This is a genomic window from Lysinibacillus sp. GW247-5R2A (assembly GCF_059424475.1).
The window spans coordinates 298,244-314,285 of record NZ_JBWKZL010000003.1 but is presented as its reverse complement, the minus strand read 5'-3'; the positions used below and the strand labels follow the sequence as shown (position 1 = coordinate 314,285).

Annotated in this window: 13 protein-coding genes and 1 pseudogene; 10 read left to right on the top strand and 4 right to left on the bottom strand. The window is 39.6% G+C overall.

What is annotated here, in order from left to right; all coding sequences use genetic code 11:
- A pseudogene (locus AC07YC_RS07505) lies at positions 1-521 on the top strand (hypothetical protein); the annotation flags it as partial.
- 239 nt (positions 522-760) lie between these two features.
- On the opposite strand, the gene AC07YC_RS07500 reads toward AC07YC_RS07505, so the two are convergent.
- Positions 761-1,183 carry a DUF4183 domain-containing protein gene (locus tag AC07YC_RS07500; protein WP_494918947.1) on the bottom strand — a complete coding sequence of 141 codons (423 nt, stop codon included), beginning with the start codon at positions 1,181-1,183 and terminating at the stop codon, positions 761-763.
- 264 nt (positions 1,184-1,447) lie between these two features.
- Here AC07YC_RS07500 and AC07YC_RS07495 point away from each other — a divergent pair, with 264 nt between their 5' ends.
- The 7 genes from AC07YC_RS07495 (at position 1,448) to AC07YC_RS07465 (ending at position 10,891) form a co-directional block, all read left to right on the top strand.
- Complete coding sequence (locus AC07YC_RS07495) at positions 1,448-5,059, top strand: dynamin family protein (protein WP_494918946.1); 3,612 nt, start codon at positions 1,448-1,450, stop codon at positions 5,057-5,059.
- A 10-nt stretch (positions 5,060-5,069) separates the two neighbouring features.
- Positions 5,070-5,879, top strand: a complete 810-nt coding sequence (locus tag AC07YC_RS07490; protein WP_494918945.1) for a sulfurtransferase — start codon at positions 5,070-5,072, stop codon at positions 5,877-5,879.
- A gap of 77 nt (positions 5,880-5,956) precedes the next feature.
- Positions 5,957-6,175, top strand: coding sequence for a hypothetical protein (locus tag AC07YC_RS07485; RefSeq protein ID WP_494918944.1), 219 nt, complete (start codon positions 5,957-5,959; stop codon positions 6,173-6,175).
- A 42-nt stretch (positions 6,176-6,217) separates the two neighbouring features.
- On the top strand, positions 6,218-6,406 hold the full coding sequence (locus tag AC07YC_RS07480; RefSeq protein ID WP_494918942.1) for a hypothetical protein: 189 nt from the start codon (positions 6,218-6,220) through the stop codon (positions 6,404-6,406).
- Positions 6,407-6,487: 81 nt separating this feature from the next.
- Positions 6,488-7,318: an MBL fold metallo-hydrolase gene (locus tag AC07YC_RS07475; protein WP_494918941.1), complete on the top strand. Its 831-nt coding sequence runs from the start codon at positions 6,488-6,490 to the stop codon at positions 7,316-7,318.
- A 394-nt stretch (positions 7,319-7,712) separates the two neighbouring features.
- A complete protein-coding gene (locus AC07YC_RS07470) occupies positions 7,713-8,915 on the top strand; it encodes an NAD(P)-dependent malic enzyme (protein WP_494918940.1) in 1,203 nt (400 codons plus the stop codon).
- A 227-nt stretch (positions 8,916-9,142) separates the two neighbouring features.
- Positions 9,143-10,891 carry a methyl-accepting chemotaxis protein gene (locus AC07YC_RS07465; RefSeq protein ID WP_494918939.1) on the top strand — a complete coding sequence of 583 codons (1,749 nt, stop codon included), beginning with the start codon at positions 9,143-9,145 and terminating at the stop codon, positions 10,889-10,891.
- A 39-nt stretch (positions 10,892-10,930) separates the two neighbouring features.
- Here AC07YC_RS07465 and AC07YC_RS07460 read toward each other — a convergent pair whose 3' ends face one another.
- The 3 genes from AC07YC_RS07460 to gdhA all read right to left on the bottom strand — a co-directional run bounded on the left by AC07YC_RS07460 (position 10,931) and on the right by gdhA (position 13,994).
- Positions 10,931-11,584 (bottom strand): Yip1 family protein, encoded by a 654-nt coding sequence (locus tag AC07YC_RS07460; RefSeq protein ID WP_494918938.1) that lies wholly within the window; start codon positions 11,582-11,584, stop codon positions 10,931-10,933.
- Between the two features lie 133 nt (positions 11,585-11,717).
- A complete protein-coding gene (locus AC07YC_RS07455; RefSeq protein ID WP_494918937.1) occupies positions 11,718-12,404 on the bottom strand; it encodes a phosphoribosylaminoimidazolesuccinocarboxamide synthase in 687 nt (228 codons plus the stop codon).
- A gap of 216 nt (positions 12,405-12,620) precedes the next feature.
- Positions 12,621-13,994 (bottom strand): NADP-specific glutamate dehydrogenase, encoded by a 1,374-nt coding sequence (gene gdhA, locus AC07YC_RS07450; protein WP_494918935.1) that lies wholly within the window; start codon positions 13,992-13,994, stop codon positions 12,621-12,623.
- A 175-nt stretch (positions 13,995-14,169) separates the two neighbouring features.
- On the opposite strand from gdhA, the gene AC07YC_RS07445 reads away from it, so the two are divergent.
- Both AC07YC_RS07445 and dsdA read left to right on the top strand, forming a co-directional pair.
- Complete coding sequence (locus AC07YC_RS07445) at positions 14,170-14,643, top strand: YaiI/YqxD family protein (protein WP_008181474.1); 474 nt, start codon at positions 14,170-14,172, stop codon at positions 14,641-14,643.
- A complete protein-coding gene (gene dsdA, locus AC07YC_RS07440) occupies positions 14,633-15,961 on the top strand; it encodes a D-serine ammonia-lyase (protein WP_494918934.1) in 1,329 nt (442 codons plus the stop codon). The genes AC07YC_RS07445 and dsdA overlap by 11 nt, the downstream gene beginning before the upstream one ends.
- The last annotated feature ends 81 nt before the right edge of the window (positions 15,962-16,042 follow it).

The following is a 16,042-nucleotide window of genomic DNA, read 5'->3' as shown; positions in this document are numbered from 1 at the left end:
AAGAAGCGATGAAGCAACTTGATGCTGCGCTAGGGCTGGATGGAGATAAAAAAGCTACAAGTAAACCATCGAACGCTAATGAAATTTCAAAAGAAAAGGTGCAGGCCATTTTTGATCAAGTAGAGGCGGGTACACTAACGAAAAAAGAATCTATGAAGCAACTTGATGCTGCACTAGGGCTGGATGGAGATAAAAAAGCTACAAGTAAACCATCGTACGCTAATGAAATTTCAAAAGAAAAGGTACAGGCCATTTTTGATCAAGTAGAGGTGGGTACGCTAACGAAAGAAGAAGCGATGAAGCAACTTGATGCTGCGCTAGGGCTGGATGGAGATAAAAAAGCTACAAGTAAACCATCGAACGCTGATGAAATTTCAAAAGAAAAGGTGCAGGCCATTTTTGATCAAGTAGAGGCGGGTACGCTAACGAAAGAAGAAGCGATGAAGCAACTTGATGCTGCGCTAGGGTTGAAGGACGATAAAAATAAAGTGAGTGGGCCAGCAAGTAAACCTGTAAAGTAGCTTTCAAGAAACCTCAAAAACTGAGAAACTATCCATTATAAACCAAGTAACGGGTAACCTAATATGTAAGAAATAAAAGTAAAAGTGGCAATATCGTAATAAGAATACAGAAGCACCGATACATTCGTAGTTTTTTTACATGTATTGGTGCTTTTTGAGATGAAAGTTATAAGAAAACCTACTGTTTGCAGCACGTCAACAAATATAGAAATGCTATTCATTTACTCCCTTTATTGTCTTTATTTTAGGGTGAAGCCTAATGATTCAATTATGATGGGTGTTCCTCTAAATAATGTGCCATCGTAGGGAGTAATGGTTAAGGCCGTGTTTGATAGGGAATAAATACCGCCCTCTTGCATAACAGCATTAATATACAAATTGATATAGCCATTTGGTGAAAAAATCACGAATTCAGTAATGGGATCTGTCTGATCATTCCAAAAGAGAGTAGCGGGTAGGATTGCTCCGTTTGTTAAATCAAGATCGCTTGTTAAAATGTAAAAATATCTATTAATCGTTGGAATGACTACTCCATCTGGGACAACTTCGGTGGGAGGGACGATTGGACCGTAAGAGGCTTTTATACGGGGCCAAATAAATCGATCCTCATTGTTACAATCACAGCTTTTATTACTGATTTGACCATGCTTAGGGTTGACCATGTGTTATCACACTCCATTCTTGTAAATTTAACCTTTGCCCCGAATTCAGTTACTATAAAATATGAAGAAAATAAAATTCAATCTAGTTGAGCATCTATCATTCGATAAAGATTATTTCAGACAACCATGCTTTTTTTATAAATGCTAGTTGGATAGAAGCGTTGGCATACATGCTTTTTACCGTAAATTAGTGTTATACTTTGCTAGTTGAATAAGGTAGAATACTAATTATGAATAATTAACGAAAAAGGGGTTACTGGTTTCATGAAAGATTTTGATCAACAATTGGAGGGGCTACTAAAGCAAGCCGCTTTGCAATACATAATATATCAGCATAATGGTGATTCGGAGCGCATGGATAAAACATCACTTTTTGCCCGAAAAATTCAGCAAAAAGAGTATGTGATTGGGTTTGCAGGCCATTTCTCTGCCGGGAAGTCGAGTATGATTAATGCGCTGTCTGGCGAGAATTTATTAGCATCAAGTCCGATTCCAACAAGTGCAAATATCGTAAAAGTGCATAAATCGGAGGAAGACTTTGCGATTGTTTATATGCACAATGAAAAGCCTGTTAAATTTGAGGCAGGCTATGATTTTAAAACGGTCAAAGAGCTTAGTAAAAATGGGGATTTGGTATCTCAAATTGAAATTGGTCATAGTGCGTCAACACTACCGTTTGGCGTTACCGTGATGGATACACCTGGAGTAGACTCCACAGATGATGCACACCGCATGTCGACGGAATCTGCGCTCCATATTGCCGATATCGTATTCTATACAATGGACTACAACCATGTGCAATCGGAGTTGAATTTCCAATTCACGAAGCAATTAATGAAATATAATCCAAATGTTTATTTGATTGTTAATATGATTGATAAGCATAAAGAAAATGAGTTGAGCTTTGAAGAGTTTAAAGCAACTGTTCATAATTCCTTTGCGGCGTGGGGCGTTGTGCCGAAAGGTGTATTTTTCACATCATTGAGAGAGCCTGAACACCCACATAACGATTTTGAAGCCGTGAAGAAAATTGTGATGGATAGTATGAACGATTGGCAGGATCAGCTTGTCCAAACAGCAACCAATACATTGCGTTTATTACAAAGCGAGCATGACCATTATTTAATGGAAGAAAAAGAGGATCGTCTAGCGTTAGATGAAGAAATGTTAAGTGCAGATGACTGGGCAAACCACCAAGATATTTTAGAGCAATACAACAAGTTAAATCGTCAGGTAGAGCTGTTCTCTGTCGAGGCATGGAACGAAACATTTGAGGAGCAGCGAAAAGAATTGCTTGCCAATGCTGCTATTATGCCAGCTGACTTACGTGATCGCTTACGTCTTTATTTAGAAAGTATGCAGGAGGGCTTTAAGGTAGGAGGGCTCTTTACGGCGAAGAAAAAAACAGAGGAAGAGCGAAACCGTCGTAAAGAAGATGCTTATAGTGCCTATCAAAATGTTGTCCATTCGCAAATTACAGGGCATTTAAAGGGTCTTATGAAATATGCACTGAAGGACGTCGGTGCCTTAAATGAAGATCGTGCGTCTGCTATTGACGCTTATCCATTTGACTTACCTTTTGCATTAATTGAACAGCAAGTTCAAACAGGAGCATTGTTAACAGGTGATGCAGTATTAAACTTTGCCAACCGTGTGGCAGAGGCAACAAAGCGCTATTTTATTCAGGAAACAGATAGCTGGAAAAAAGCACAAGCGACAACATTAGAAGCAGTGGCAACCGAAACAGCGGCTCCTTCGAAGTTGAAAATGGCAGGCATGCAGGATAAAGTGGATGCTATTAAGGCTGTACTTGAAATCGAAGGCTACCAACAATATAGTGCGAGCATTATGCATCAAGCGAGCAATGAAATCCGCAAAGTTGCGAATGAGCAGCTAACAAATTGGGAAAATTCCTTTAAACAGGACTTAGCAGAGATTCGTTTGTTTGATGAGTCCATGCTACAACCAAAGGAACAAGTCATTCAGCAAGAAGAAGCGCAGCAAACTGTTAGTGCGACGAGTCTGCCAATCGATGGTGTGATTAATCGTGCTCTGCATACCGCCAATGCTGTAAAAGAAGTACAAGGTTTTGCTGAAGTTGCTCAATATCTAGAAAATAAAGTAGAACGTCTACAGAAAAAAGACTTTACGATTGCTTTGTTTGGGGCTTTTAGTGCTGGGAAGTCCTCCTTCTCGAATGCATTAATGGGAGCGAAGGTATTACCTGTATCGCCAAACCCAACAACCGCAGCTATCAATAAAATTCGTCCAGTTACACCAGAGCATCCTCATGAAACGGCCGATGTCCTGCTTAAAACAGCTGAACAAATGTTAGAGGATATTCAAGGGTCGTATGCCGCGATTGGCTTATCCGTCCATTCATTGGAGGAAGCATATAATCGTGCTGACGAAGGGCTTGCTGTACAGTTAACAGATGAGCGTTTAAATGTGCACAAATCATTTATTCGTGCCTATAAAGAGGGGTATCCAACGTTCAAGTCTGAGCTTGGAACTATTATTCGAGTGGACCGCGTTGAATTTGAAAAATTTGTTGCGCAAGAAAATAAATCATGCTTTGTGGACAATATCGACTTCTATTATGATAGTCCATTAACGCGCATGGGCGTTACATTGGTGGATACGCCAGGAGCAGACTCCATTAATGCTCGACATACAGGTGTAGCTTTTGAATATATTCGGAATGCGGATGCCATCCTATTTATTACGTATTATAATCATGCATTTGCCAAAGCGGACCGTGAGTTTTTAATTCAGCTTGGTCGTGTAAAAGATGCATTTGAATTGGATAAAATGTTCTTTATTGTAAATGCTATTGATTTAGCGACAACAGATGAGGAGCAGGAAGATGTAAAAGGCTATGTTCGTTCAGAATTACAGCGTTTTGGAATTCGATTCCCAAGACTGTATGGTGTATCAAGTCTTCTAGCGTTAAATGAAAAGGTAGAGGGTTCAGACTTAGCATCTGGTATGCCACCGTTTGAAAATGACTTCCATACCTTCCTAAATGATGAATTGAGTGCATTAGCAGTGCAGGCTCTTGCGGAGGAAGTTGATAAAACAGAGCAACGTTTAGCCGATTTAATTGCGCAAACAGAGGAAAACCTAAAACGTAAGGATGAGCGATTAGAGGAATTAACAGTACTTGAAAAACATGTTCAATCGAAGTTTAGTGTGCTGAATACAAGTATGCTGGAAAGTGAGACAAAGCAAGAGCTTGATGAGCTTCTCTATTATGTTCTACAGCGTGTCTACTATCGTTACCCTGAATTCTTTAAGGAAGGGTATAATCCTTCAACATTTGCGGCTATGCCAGCACAGCAGGCATTGGAGCAAGCATTGAAGGAAGTCATGCAAAGCTTACGTTTCGACTTTACACAGGAAATGCGTGTTACAAACTTCCGTTTATCACAGTTTATTAGCAAGAAAATGCAGCATCGCTTTAAAGATGAAGTACGTGAGCTAAAAGAGCTTAACCGTAGCTTCTCGTTCTTAGCATTTGAATCGTCTGAACCAAATTTACTTAATTTTGAAGGTCCATTTGGTGAGATTTCGAAATATGCGAGCGTAAAATCTCACTTCCGCAATCAAAAAGCTTTCTTTGAGAAGAATGAAAAGGTGAAGCTGAGCGAGGCATTAGAAACATTGACAAAACCAGATGCGCAGGATTATTTAGATGCACAGAAAGTTTCTCTCATGACATGGGCGATTACGTTTATTGCAGAGGAAGCAGAAAAATTACGTTTATATATTTATCATCAAGCGCTTGAGCAAATTGAAACAGAAAGATTGGCGCTTCAAGAAGAGAGCCGTTTAGCTTCTTGGAAAGCGATTTACGCACAATTACAATACGCATGAGGTGATTCCTATGGGAAAAGTATTCAAATCAGTGGATGAAATTCAGTCTGATGGTGTCCGTTTTATCGATGCTCGTTTTGATTTACAAGACAAGGAAGCTGGAAAAAAAGCGTTTGAAGAAGGTCATGCAATAGGAGCAATTTATATTGATTTAGAGCAGCAGCTATCTGATATGGACAGTAAAGATGGCCGTCACCCAATGCCGAACAAAGAAAAACTGACATCGGTATTTCAAGAATTAGGCCTACGTTATGAAGACCAAATCGTTATCTATGATCAAGGAGCAGCACCATTTGCTCCACGTGCATGGTGGATGCTGACGTATGCTGGTTTCCCAAATGTGGTCATTGTTAATGGGGGCGCATCTGCATTGGAAAAGAAAACTCCGTTTACAAAGGATGTCGTTAAATACCCACCAACCTTCATTGATTTTGTCTGGAAGGATGAGCTTTATGCTCCGCGCCAAGCGGTAAAGGCAATTGTGGACGGTGAAGTGAAAGCGACGTTACTCGATGCTCGTGCGGCTGAGCGTTACCGTGGGGAAGTCGAGCCATTGGATAAAGTAGCTGGCCATATACCAACCGCGAAAAACTTTGACTGGGAGCAATTAAAGACAGACGGTCAATTGCAGGCCAACGATGCATTACGTCAAAAAGTGGCACCAGATGAACATGTAGTTGTCTACTGCGGCAGTGGTGTGACTGCATCCCCACTCTATGCCGTCTTAGCAGATGAAGGCTATGAAAACATCCAATTATATGTAGGTAGCTTTAGTGATTGGATTACACAATATGATGTTGAAAAAGGTACAAATGAATAAATAAGAATCACAGTAAAAACGCTCACCTTAGTGAGCGTTTTTTTTGTGGAGAGGTGGATTTGATGCGGGGGAGAGTGGTGGATAGAGGTGGGGAAGTGACGGATAGAGCAGGGAGAGTGGTGGATAGAAGGATGAAAGTGATGGATAGAAAGGCGAAAGTGACGGATAGAAAGCCAAAAGTGACGGATAGGATGGCGAAAGTGACGGATAGAAAGCCAAAAGTGATGGATAGAAAGCCAAAAGTAGCGGATAGAGCGGAAAAAGAGCTGTCTAGTTTGCTTGATATGCGTAGGTAGAGCTGCTAATGGCTCGAATCCTGGAAGCGGACGGATAGAAAAATGAAAGTGACGGATAGGATGGCGAAAGTGACGGATAGAAAGCCGAAAGTGACGGATAGGATGGCGAAAGTGACGGATAGAAAGATGAAAGTGACGGATAGGATGGCGAAAGTGACGGATAGAAAGCCAAAACCGACGGATAGAGCCAAAAAGCGTCTCCCGTCTAGCTCGCTTGAAATAAACGGATAGCCAACCCTTACAACAGCCGATCGAAATCAAAATGACTCGCCATTCATTTTATGCTACACTCTTTTAAAAGGGGGAAAGTGGATGTTTAAACGGGAGACGAGCATAGTTGTTCAACACCATGGTGATGTACAATGTGCACTTGGAAAGGTAGCAATTCAGGGCTTTGGTATGAGTGTATATAGTTTTTTTGTGGATGGTTTATTAATTGATACAGGCTCTAATTCGCTGGCACAGGAGTTTCAATCTTTTTTTAAAGACTTGCCAATAGAGCAAATTGCCTTAACTCATGCGCATGAGGATCATGCGGGTAATGCCGCGTGGCTTCAGCAGCAAAGGGATGTACCTATTTATCTTCATGGTGAGTCTCTTCAGATTTGTACGCAGGATGGGGATTATCCTTTGTACCGTCAAGCATTATGGGGGGAGCGGCCAGCTTTTCTAGCGCAGCCGATAGGGACTACATTGCAGACGAAAACAGCTGTCTGGGATGTTATTGAAACACCTGGACATACGACAGATCACCTAGCTTTCTATAATCGCCAAACAGGTGCTATGTTCACGGGAGATTTATACATTCAAACGAAAACCAAGGTAGTACTCGATGAAGAAAATATTGTACATACCTTAGCTTCCTTAAAGAAATTATTAAACTATGACTTTAACGAAATTTATTGTTGCCATGCAGGCTATTTAGCGAATGGACGAAATAGAATACTAGAAAAAATAGCGTATATTGAAGAAATGGAAGAGAAGGTTCGTCACTTGTTTCAACAAGGTTATTCAGTAGAGGAGATGACGTCCAGTATTTTTCCTCGAGAATATCCCATTGTTCAAGTGTCCGGCGATCAATGGTCCTCTAAACATATAATCAATGCATTTATCCGTCATTTTACACAGGAGTCCTTGCAATAGGGCTCTTTTTTGTTGGATTAAAAGCTGTAACAGCAATAATAAAAAACTTTGTGAAAAAATGTGGATAAATTGTGACAAACTCAATTGGCTCAATGGATACGCTTACATAAGTTTGTGAAAAAATTCTCATTTACACAAGAAAAATACTATGTGAAATATTGAACAGCTTGAAAGGCGATAGTTGTACATTTTCCATTACTCATTATAGGATGTTAATTATTTCAAAATAATTGATTGTGAAAAGTTTAATTTGACAGAAAAATGTATATGAAGTCTTTTATTAATGCGTTTTCGAAAGAAAAAATAAATTGACAGAAAATTAATTGACTATATTTTCACAAAGTAATATGATTCTAAAATATAATGAAAAACAATGAGAAAAGGATGGGATGGAATGGATGTCATGAAGAAAGCTTTAGAAATGCATGCACACTATAGTGGTAAATTAGAGGTGATTTCAAAAGTACCAGTACAGGATTCTTATGATCTAAGTCTTGCTTATTCACCTGGAGTGGCCGCACCGTGTGTGGAAATTGAAAAAAATCCATCATTGGTTTATGACTATACAATGAAGGGGAATATGGTGGCAGTTGTATCAGATGGTACAGCAGTTTTAGGATTGGGCGATATAGGGCCTAAAGCCGCATTACCAGTTATGGAGGGGAAAGCGATTTTGTTAAAGCGTTTTGCCAATGTTGATGCTTTTCCAATATGTTTAGATACAAAAAGTACGGATGAAATCGTCAGCATTGTGAAGGCGCTTGCCCCTACGTTTGGGGCGGTAAATTTAGAGGACATTTCAGCACCTAGATGTTTTGAAATTGAGGATCGGCTGCGTCAGGAATGTGATATCCCGGTATTCCATGATGATCAGCATGGGACAGCAATTGTAGTAGGTGCCGCTATGATTAATGCCAATCGTATTGTGCAAAAGGATATTGCCACAATGAAGGTTGTCATCAATGGCGCTGGTGCAGCAGGGATCGCTATTTTGCGAATCCTTGTGCAAATGGGCTATAAAAATATTTTGATGTGTGATACGAAAGGTATAATTTACGAGGGACGTAAAGAAGGGATGAATCCGATTAAAGAGGCGGTTGCTCATTTAACAAATCCAGAGAAAATACATGGTACGTTGAGTGACGCGCTCGTTGGTGCAGATGTCTTTATCGGTGTTTCGGTAGCTAATCTATTAACAGAGGCGCATATTGTGTCTATGAATGAAAACCCGGTGGTCTTTGCATTAGCTAACCCAAATCCAGAAATTACGTATGAAAATGCGAAGGCGTGGGGAGTACGAGTTATGGGCACAGGTCGTTCGGATTATCCCAATCAAATTAATAACGTCCTTGCTTTTCCTGGCATTTTCCGTGGGGCATTAGATGTACGTGCGACGGATATCAATGAAACCATGAAACTGGCTGCAGTGGAAGCAATTGCTTCACTTGTAAGTGATGAGGAGCTCGCGGAGGAATATATTGTTCCGAAATCTTTGGATGAGCGTGTCGTTGCAATTGTCTCTCGTGCAGTTAGCGGAGCAGCGGTTGAATCTGGCGTGTCGGAACTATTCCAACAAACCACTGCGCTATCAATTTAACAAATAAAAGATATTGAAATACAGCAGATGTAGAAAAGCGAAGATAAGCTTTTCTACATTTTTTATCGAATTTGCTCGAAAAATGTTGTTGTTTGTTTTTTTATGTAATAAAATTGGTGAGTACAAGGTAATAACTTGTGCAAATAATTGTGAAGTATAAATACATAATATTGTAATATTTTAAAAGAAAAATAGGTCTTTATTCTAGAAAAGAGGAGATAAAATACATGAAAACATTCGTTCAATTCCGGTCCATTAAAGCCAAGCTGATTGCTTTCTCTTTATTGCTTTTAATGATTCCCCTTATTACTTTAGGCTATCTAAGCTATCAACAAAGTAAATCAAATTTAGAGTCGGTGGGAAAAGAAAATTTAAGAAACAGTGTGGAAATGACCATTGCCATGATTGAACAATTTAATCAAGAGGTTGAGGCAGGCAATTTATCTTTAGATGAAGCGCAAGAGAAAGTCAAGGTCGCTATTTTAGGAGAAATGGATAGTGAAGGGAAGCGACCTATTAATAAAAATATTAAACTAGGTGAGAGTGGTTATATTTTCGTTGTGGACCAAAAGGGGAACTCTATTGCGCATCCAAATATCGAGGGAAATAATGTCTGGGATGAGCAGGATGACAATGGAGTTAAGTATATGCAGGAAATCATTGCGAAGGGGAATGAAGGTGGTGGATTTGCCTCCTATTCGTGGCCATTACCAAATACTGATCAACTAGAAGAAAAAGGGGTCTATGCAGAAACGGATCCGTATTGGGGATGGGTGATTGGTGCCAGTACGTATTTAGCAGACTTTAATAAGCCCGCGGAGAGTATTTTGAAATTAACGCTTGTTGTGATTGGCGTGGCTATTATTATCGGGCTATTTGTTATTTGGCAATACGCGAGTAGTATGGCTAAGCCAATTAACCGAGTGGTCCAAGCGATGGAGCGATTTGCGCAGGGTGATTTGACGCAAGAAAGTATGTCTATTCGCTCAAAAGATGAAATTGGCAAACTGGCAAACGCTATGAATCAAATGCAAGCTAAATTGAAGGACATGATACACAATATTGCTCAAGCATCTGATTTAATCAATACATCCAGTAAGGAGCTATCACAATCAGCTAATGAAGTGAATATGGGTGCTGAGCAAGTAGCAATTACGATGAATGAATTAGCATCTGGTGCAGAGGGACAAGCCCATCATTCTAACGAATTAACGTCCTTGATGGAGCGTTTTACTGCGGATTTACGTGAAACAAATAAGCATGGGGAGCATATTCATCAATCTTCTGTTGAAGTATTAGGCTTAACCAATGAAGGAAGTCAGCTCATGACATCTTCGAATTCTCAAATGAGTAAAATTGATGGCATTGTACAGAATGCCGTAGAGAAAGTAAAAAATTTAGATGCTCAAGCACAGGAAATTTCAAAATTAGTGGTGGTTATTAAAGATATTGCTGATCAAACGAACTTATTAGCTTTAAATGCCGCGATTGAAGCTGCTAGAGCTGGGGAGCATGGCAAAGGATTTGCGGTAGTTGCGGATGAAGTACGTAAGCTTGCAGAACAAGTAGCCTTTTCTGTCAATGATATTACATCGATTGTCACAAATATTCAGCAAGATTTTGATGTCGTTACGAGCTCATTAGAGGATGGCTATCAGGAAGTAAAAGAAGGAACCAATCAAATTAAAGCTACGAGTGAAACGTTTTCGACGATTAGCCATTCTATTAATGATGTAGTAGAAAGTGTTCAATTGATTTCCAGCAATTTATCAAAAGTAACTGAAGATGGTCAAACAATGAATAGCGCTATTCAAGAAATCGCTGCGGTCGCAGAAGAATCTGCGGCAGGTGTAGAGCAAACGACGGCGACAACAGAACAGACAAGTAGCTCAATGGAGGTTATGGCGGGAAAATCAGCCCAATTATCAACATTAGCTTTAGAATTAAAAACATTGATTGCCCAATTTAAACTATAAAAAAATCTCCCACTCTCTTAAATGAGAGGGGAGATTTTTTTACATCATGCCAACACCAATAATCCCAACGAGAATAATGAAGAAAAGAACGAAGAACAAGATGAATAAAATAATTCCAGGAATAAAGATAGTGAAAAAGGCCATCCAATTAGAGATTTGGTGTGCTTCTGCTACCACACCGACTGAAATGACGAAAGACCAAATAGTTACAACAATAGAAGCTAAAATAGCTGGCCAAAAAACCCATGGCAGTGAGCCCATAAAGTTTGGATCTAGTAAAGATTCTGGTGACGTGAATAACCATATTAAATAAAATGGAATAAGCACTATAAATGGTACAGCTGTAAGGCTCAGCCCTTTAAATAAGTCTGAATACGTGCCAGTACCCTTAAATAGTTTACCAAATAGCCATGTAATCAGAGCGGATATAGCTGTCCCAATAATCCCAGCGATTGGAGCAAAAATTACACACAGTAAAGCCAATAACCAAGGGGAAAGATCAGTGAAAAACTCCGAATCCGTCAGCCCTGACATGATAGAACCGATATAACCGATGGACATAATCAAAATAGCAAAGCCGATTGATTTTTCGTTAATCATATAGCGAGCGGTTTGCTTTGGATGTAACCAAACAGATATAAACGGGTTCACCTTTGGCCTTTCTTCTTTCTGTGTGTCATTAAAGTTTTCCATCAAATTACCTCCAAAATAATAGAATAATTGCATGTTACGCATAGTTAGTATACGAGTGATACAGTGAAAAGTTTCGTAGAAAGTAAAAATAAGTTATTTTCATAACAAAAGAGCCGCACAAAGGCGACTCTTATTAGTGACTTAACATCATTTTTTCAAGCTCTAATGGTTCAATGTATTGCTCACCTTTGTAAGCACGCATATTGCCACCAGATATTTCATCGATTAATAAAATTTCGTTAGTTTGGGCATCACGGCCAAATTCCAATTTAATGTCAAAAAGCGTTAAGCCCTTTTTAGCAAGCTCAGTTCCAACAAACTTAGAAATTTCAATTGTACGTTGTTTTAAAATGGCATATTCTTCGTGTGTTAACAGGTTTAACATAGCTAATGCATCTTCAGAGATTGGAGGATCTTGGCGATCATCATCTTTAATGGTAACTTCCACAAATGCATCAAGATCTTGGCCTTCCTTCACATAGGCACCGTACCGTCGTAAGAAGGAGCCAACAGCCTTAAAGCGGCAAATTACTTCCAAACCGTTTCCGAAAACTGTTGCAGGTTTTACAGTCATTGTTGCATCATCAAAGTTGGCATTTACATAGTGAGTAGGAACACCTTGTTCATTTAATTTAGAATAGAAATAAGAAGTTAGGCGTAAACCCGCTAAGCCAGCACCATCAATTGTTAAGCCGACCGTATTAGCGCCTGGGTCGAACACGCCGTTTTCGCCTGTTACATCGTCTTTAAATTTTAATAAATAATGACCATCTTCTAATTTGAACACATTCTTCGTTTTCCCTGTATACATTAATTCCACAAAAATACCTCCAATATTCATAGTACTCTAAAATTATAACACGAATATTTTAAATATTTAATATTGAAATTGTTCGTTTTATGTGTTTGTTTCTATCGATTATTGCTAATTTACAATAAAAACACAAGGTGATAACGAATAATCGTCATCACCTTGTGTTTTTGAAATGCTTCGTAAACACGCTGGAGGATTTATGCTAGATAGCTAGGGCAGTTATTAATAAATGCCTTCAGCCAGCATTCCATCTGCCACTTTAATAAAGCCAGCGATGTTTGCTCCCATCACTAAGTTGCCAGGGAAGCCGTATTTTTCAGCAGCAGCTTTACTATCTGAATAAATATCTTTCATAATTTGATGAAGTTTCGCATCTACTTCTTCAAATGACCAAAATACGCGACTTGAATCTTGTGCCATTTCAAGAGCAGATACAGCAACTCCTCCAGCATTCGCTGCTTTTGCTGGTCCGAACAATACACCAGCATTTAAGAATTCATTAATTGCTTCAAGATCAGATGGCATGTTGGCACCTTCGCCAATTGCTTTGACCCCATTAGAAATTAATGTACGAGCTGACTCACCATTAATTTCGTTTTGAGTAGCACATGGTAGAGCAATGTCACAAGGAATCGTCCAAATGCCAGTGCAGCCATTTGTAAAAGTAGCATTTGGTCGGTAACTTACGTAAGTTGAAATACGATCACCTTTAACTTCTTTAATTTCTTTAATGACATCTAAATCTAAGCCTTCTGGGTCATAAATATAGCCTGCGGAATCAGAGCAAGCAACTACTTTTGCGCCATATTGTTGTGCTTTCTCAATCGCATACGTCGAAACATTTCCAGAACCAGAAACAACCACTGTTTTTCCTGCAAATGAATCGTTCGCATCTTTTAACATCTCATTGACGAAATAAACTGTACCATAACCTGTTGCCTCTTTACGTGCTAAGGACCCACCATAGCCAGGGATTTTCCCAGTTAATACACCTGATTCACTAGCTTTAGTTAGACGTTTATATTGTCCCCATAAATAACCTACTTCACGAGCACCTACACCAATATCACCAGCAGGAACATCGACATCTGGACCAATATGACGGTATAATTCAGTCATGAAGGCTTGGCAGAAACGCATGATTTCTGAATCTGACTTACCTTTCGGATCAAAGTTAGACCCACCTTTACCACCACCGATTGGTTGCCCTGTTAAAGCGTTTTTAAAAATTTGTTCAAAGCCTAGGAATTTAATAATGGATTCATTTACCGAAGGGTGGAAGCGTAGGCCGCCTTTATAGGGACCCATGACATTGCTATATTGTACACGATACCCGCGATTTACTTGCACTTGGTTCGTATCATCTTGCCAAGCAACACGGAACGAAATGATGCGATCAGGCTCAACAATACGAGATAAAATATTAGCCTTAATATATTCAGGATGTTGGACGAATACAGGTACTAATGAAATGAAAATTTCTTCAGCTGCTTGTAGAAACTCCGCTTGATGACAGTTCTGTTGTTTGAGTTGCTCGAATACGCCATCTACGTATTCTTTAGCTAATTGTTCATTGCTAACAGTTGTGATTGTCATAGTAAAAACCCCCATTTAGTTGATAGGTGTATCGTATATTTATTTTTCAAACTATTCAATAAAATACTTTTTTAGTTTGTGAAAAATTGAGCAAGACGGGTCGGGAAAATGATATTTTAGAATAATTTTAGGTGATAGTATTCATCTAATTATTAGAAAGGAATGATGCCTTATTGTGAAGGTTCTTATAGACGCTGATGCCTGTCCAGTAGTGGATTTGGCGCTATCTGTATCATCTGAGTTTGAGATTGAAACTATCTTATTTTGCGATACATCCCATCGTGTAGAACGTGATAATGTAATAACAATTATGGTGCCGAAAGGTCCTGATTCGGTTGATTTTACGCTAGTGAACGCGCTTTCAAAACACGATATTGTCATAACACAGGATTATGGGCTAGCGGCAATGGTTTTAGCAAGAGGAGGGTATCCAATTGATCAAAATGGACGAGAAATGTCTAATGAAAATATCGAACGCCTGCTCGATATGCGCCATGTCGGTCAAAAAATTCGACGAGCAGGTGGACGCACCAAGGGCCCTAAAAAAAGGACACAAGAAAACAATATTTCGTTTGAAATGAAATTTCGACAAATTTGTGAACGAGCGATTTTTGCACAAAAAATGGAGGACTCTACAGGTGAAAAATGAACGTAAGCATGATCTTTTAGAGCAATTTCCACAGTTAAAATTGATGGCAGCTACAGATACTGTACTTTGGGAAAATACAAATTGGGTGAAACAGCCGGAAACATCGCTCTTTACTATGCAAGAAGTAAAGGAGGCAGAGGAAACGTTACAACGCTTTTCTTCATATTTACAAGTGGCATTCCCTGAGCTTGAGGAAAGTAGTGGATTAATTGAATCAGATATTCTAGAAATTCCTGCTATGAAAAGCGCGCTTGAAAATAAATACGGTATGTTGATAGAAGGTCAGTTGCTTTTAAAATCGGATCATGCTCTACCTATCTCAGGCTCCATCAAAGCACGGGGAGGCATTTATGAGGTCTTAAAGCATGCTGAAAGGCTGGCATTAGCAAGTGGGCAGCTTCAAGTAACAGATGATTATGAGCGATTAGCATCAACGGAGTTTCAGTCCTTCTTTCAGCAATATACCATTGCGGTTGGCTCTACAGGAAATTTAGGTTTAAGTATCGGCATTATAGGCAAGAAGCTCGGCTTTAATGTCGTTGTACATATGTCGAGTGATGCCAAGGAATGGAAAAAAGCTTTACTTAGAGAGAAAGGTGCCACGGTAGTTGAATATGAGGCTGATTACAGTGTTGCCGTTGAACAGGGGCGTCAAGAAGCAGAATTAGATCCTATGTGTCATTTCATTGATGATGAAAATTCAAAGGATCTATTTGCAGGCTATGCAGTTGCAGCATTGCGTTTAAAAGGGCAATTAGAAAACAACAACATCCGAGTCAGTGCCACACATCCATTGTTCGTGTATTTACCGTGTGGGGTAGGGGGAGGACCAGGCGGTGTTGCCTACGGATTACGAGAAATATTTGGCGAACATGTGCATATTTTCTTCGCAGAACCTGTTGCCTCACCTTGTATGACGCTAGGCTTAATGACTGGACTTCATGATGCTATCAGTGTAGAGGATATAGAATTAGATAATAAAACCGAAGCAGATGGTCTTGCAGTGGGTCGCCCCTCCAAGTTTGTAGGAAAAGTAATGGAGACGTATATCAGTGGCTGCTATACAGTGACAGATGAAGAGCTGTTTACCTCTTTAGGTTTAGCTATCGATAGCGAAAAACTATTTTTAGAGCCATCTGCACATGCAGGAATGTTTGGCGCTATTCGCTTGTCCCAAAAAGGTCAACACTTTTTAGCTCAGCGCGAACTAACAAAGCATATGGCGCAGGCAACCCATCTTGTGTGGGCAACAGGTGGCAGCATGGTTCCAGACAGCATGCGTGCTACGTATTTGGCTAAGAGCAGAGATTTAGATTGAAAATGATGCTACTTATTGTTCGAACAGGGAAGGTCTTGCCCCAATCAAGTTATTCGAAAGAGCAAAAACAGGTGAAGAAAA

Bases quoted from the DNA above. Each gene is read 5' to 3' on its own strand.
- AC07YC_RS07500 (WP_494918947.1), bottom strand. From the start codon at position 1,183: ATGGTCAACCCTAAGCATGGTCAAATCAGTAATAAAAGCTGTGATTGT.
- AC07YC_RS07495 (WP_494918946.1), top strand. From the start codon at position 1,448: ATGAAAGATTTTGATCAACAATTGGAGGGGCTACTAAAGCAAGCCGCT.
- AC07YC_RS07490 (WP_494918945.1), top strand. From the start codon at position 5,070: ATGGGAAAAGTATTCAAATCAGTGGATGAAATTCAGTCTGATGGTGTC.
- AC07YC_RS07480 (WP_494918942.1), top strand. From the start codon at position 6,218: ATGAAAGTGACGGATAGGATGGCGAAAGTGACGGATAGAAAGCCGAAA.
- AC07YC_RS07475 (WP_494918941.1), top strand. From the start codon at position 6,488: ATGTTTAAACGGGAGACGAGCATAGTTGTTCAACACCATGGTGATGTA.
- AC07YC_RS07470 (WP_494918940.1), top strand. From the start codon at position 7,713: ATGGATGTCATGAAGAAAGCTTTAGAAATGCATGCACACTATAGTGGT.
- AC07YC_RS07465 (WP_494918939.1), top strand. From the start codon at position 9,143: ATGAAAACATTCGTTCAATTCCGGTCCATTAAAGCCAAGCTGATTGCT.
- AC07YC_RS07460 (WP_494918938.1), bottom strand. From the start codon at position 11,584: ATGGAAAACTTTAATGACACACAGAAAGAAGAAAGGCCAAAGGTGAAC.
- gdhA (WP_494918935.1), bottom strand. From the start codon at position 13,994: ATGACAATCACAACTGTTAGCAATGAACAATTAGCTAAAGAATACGTA.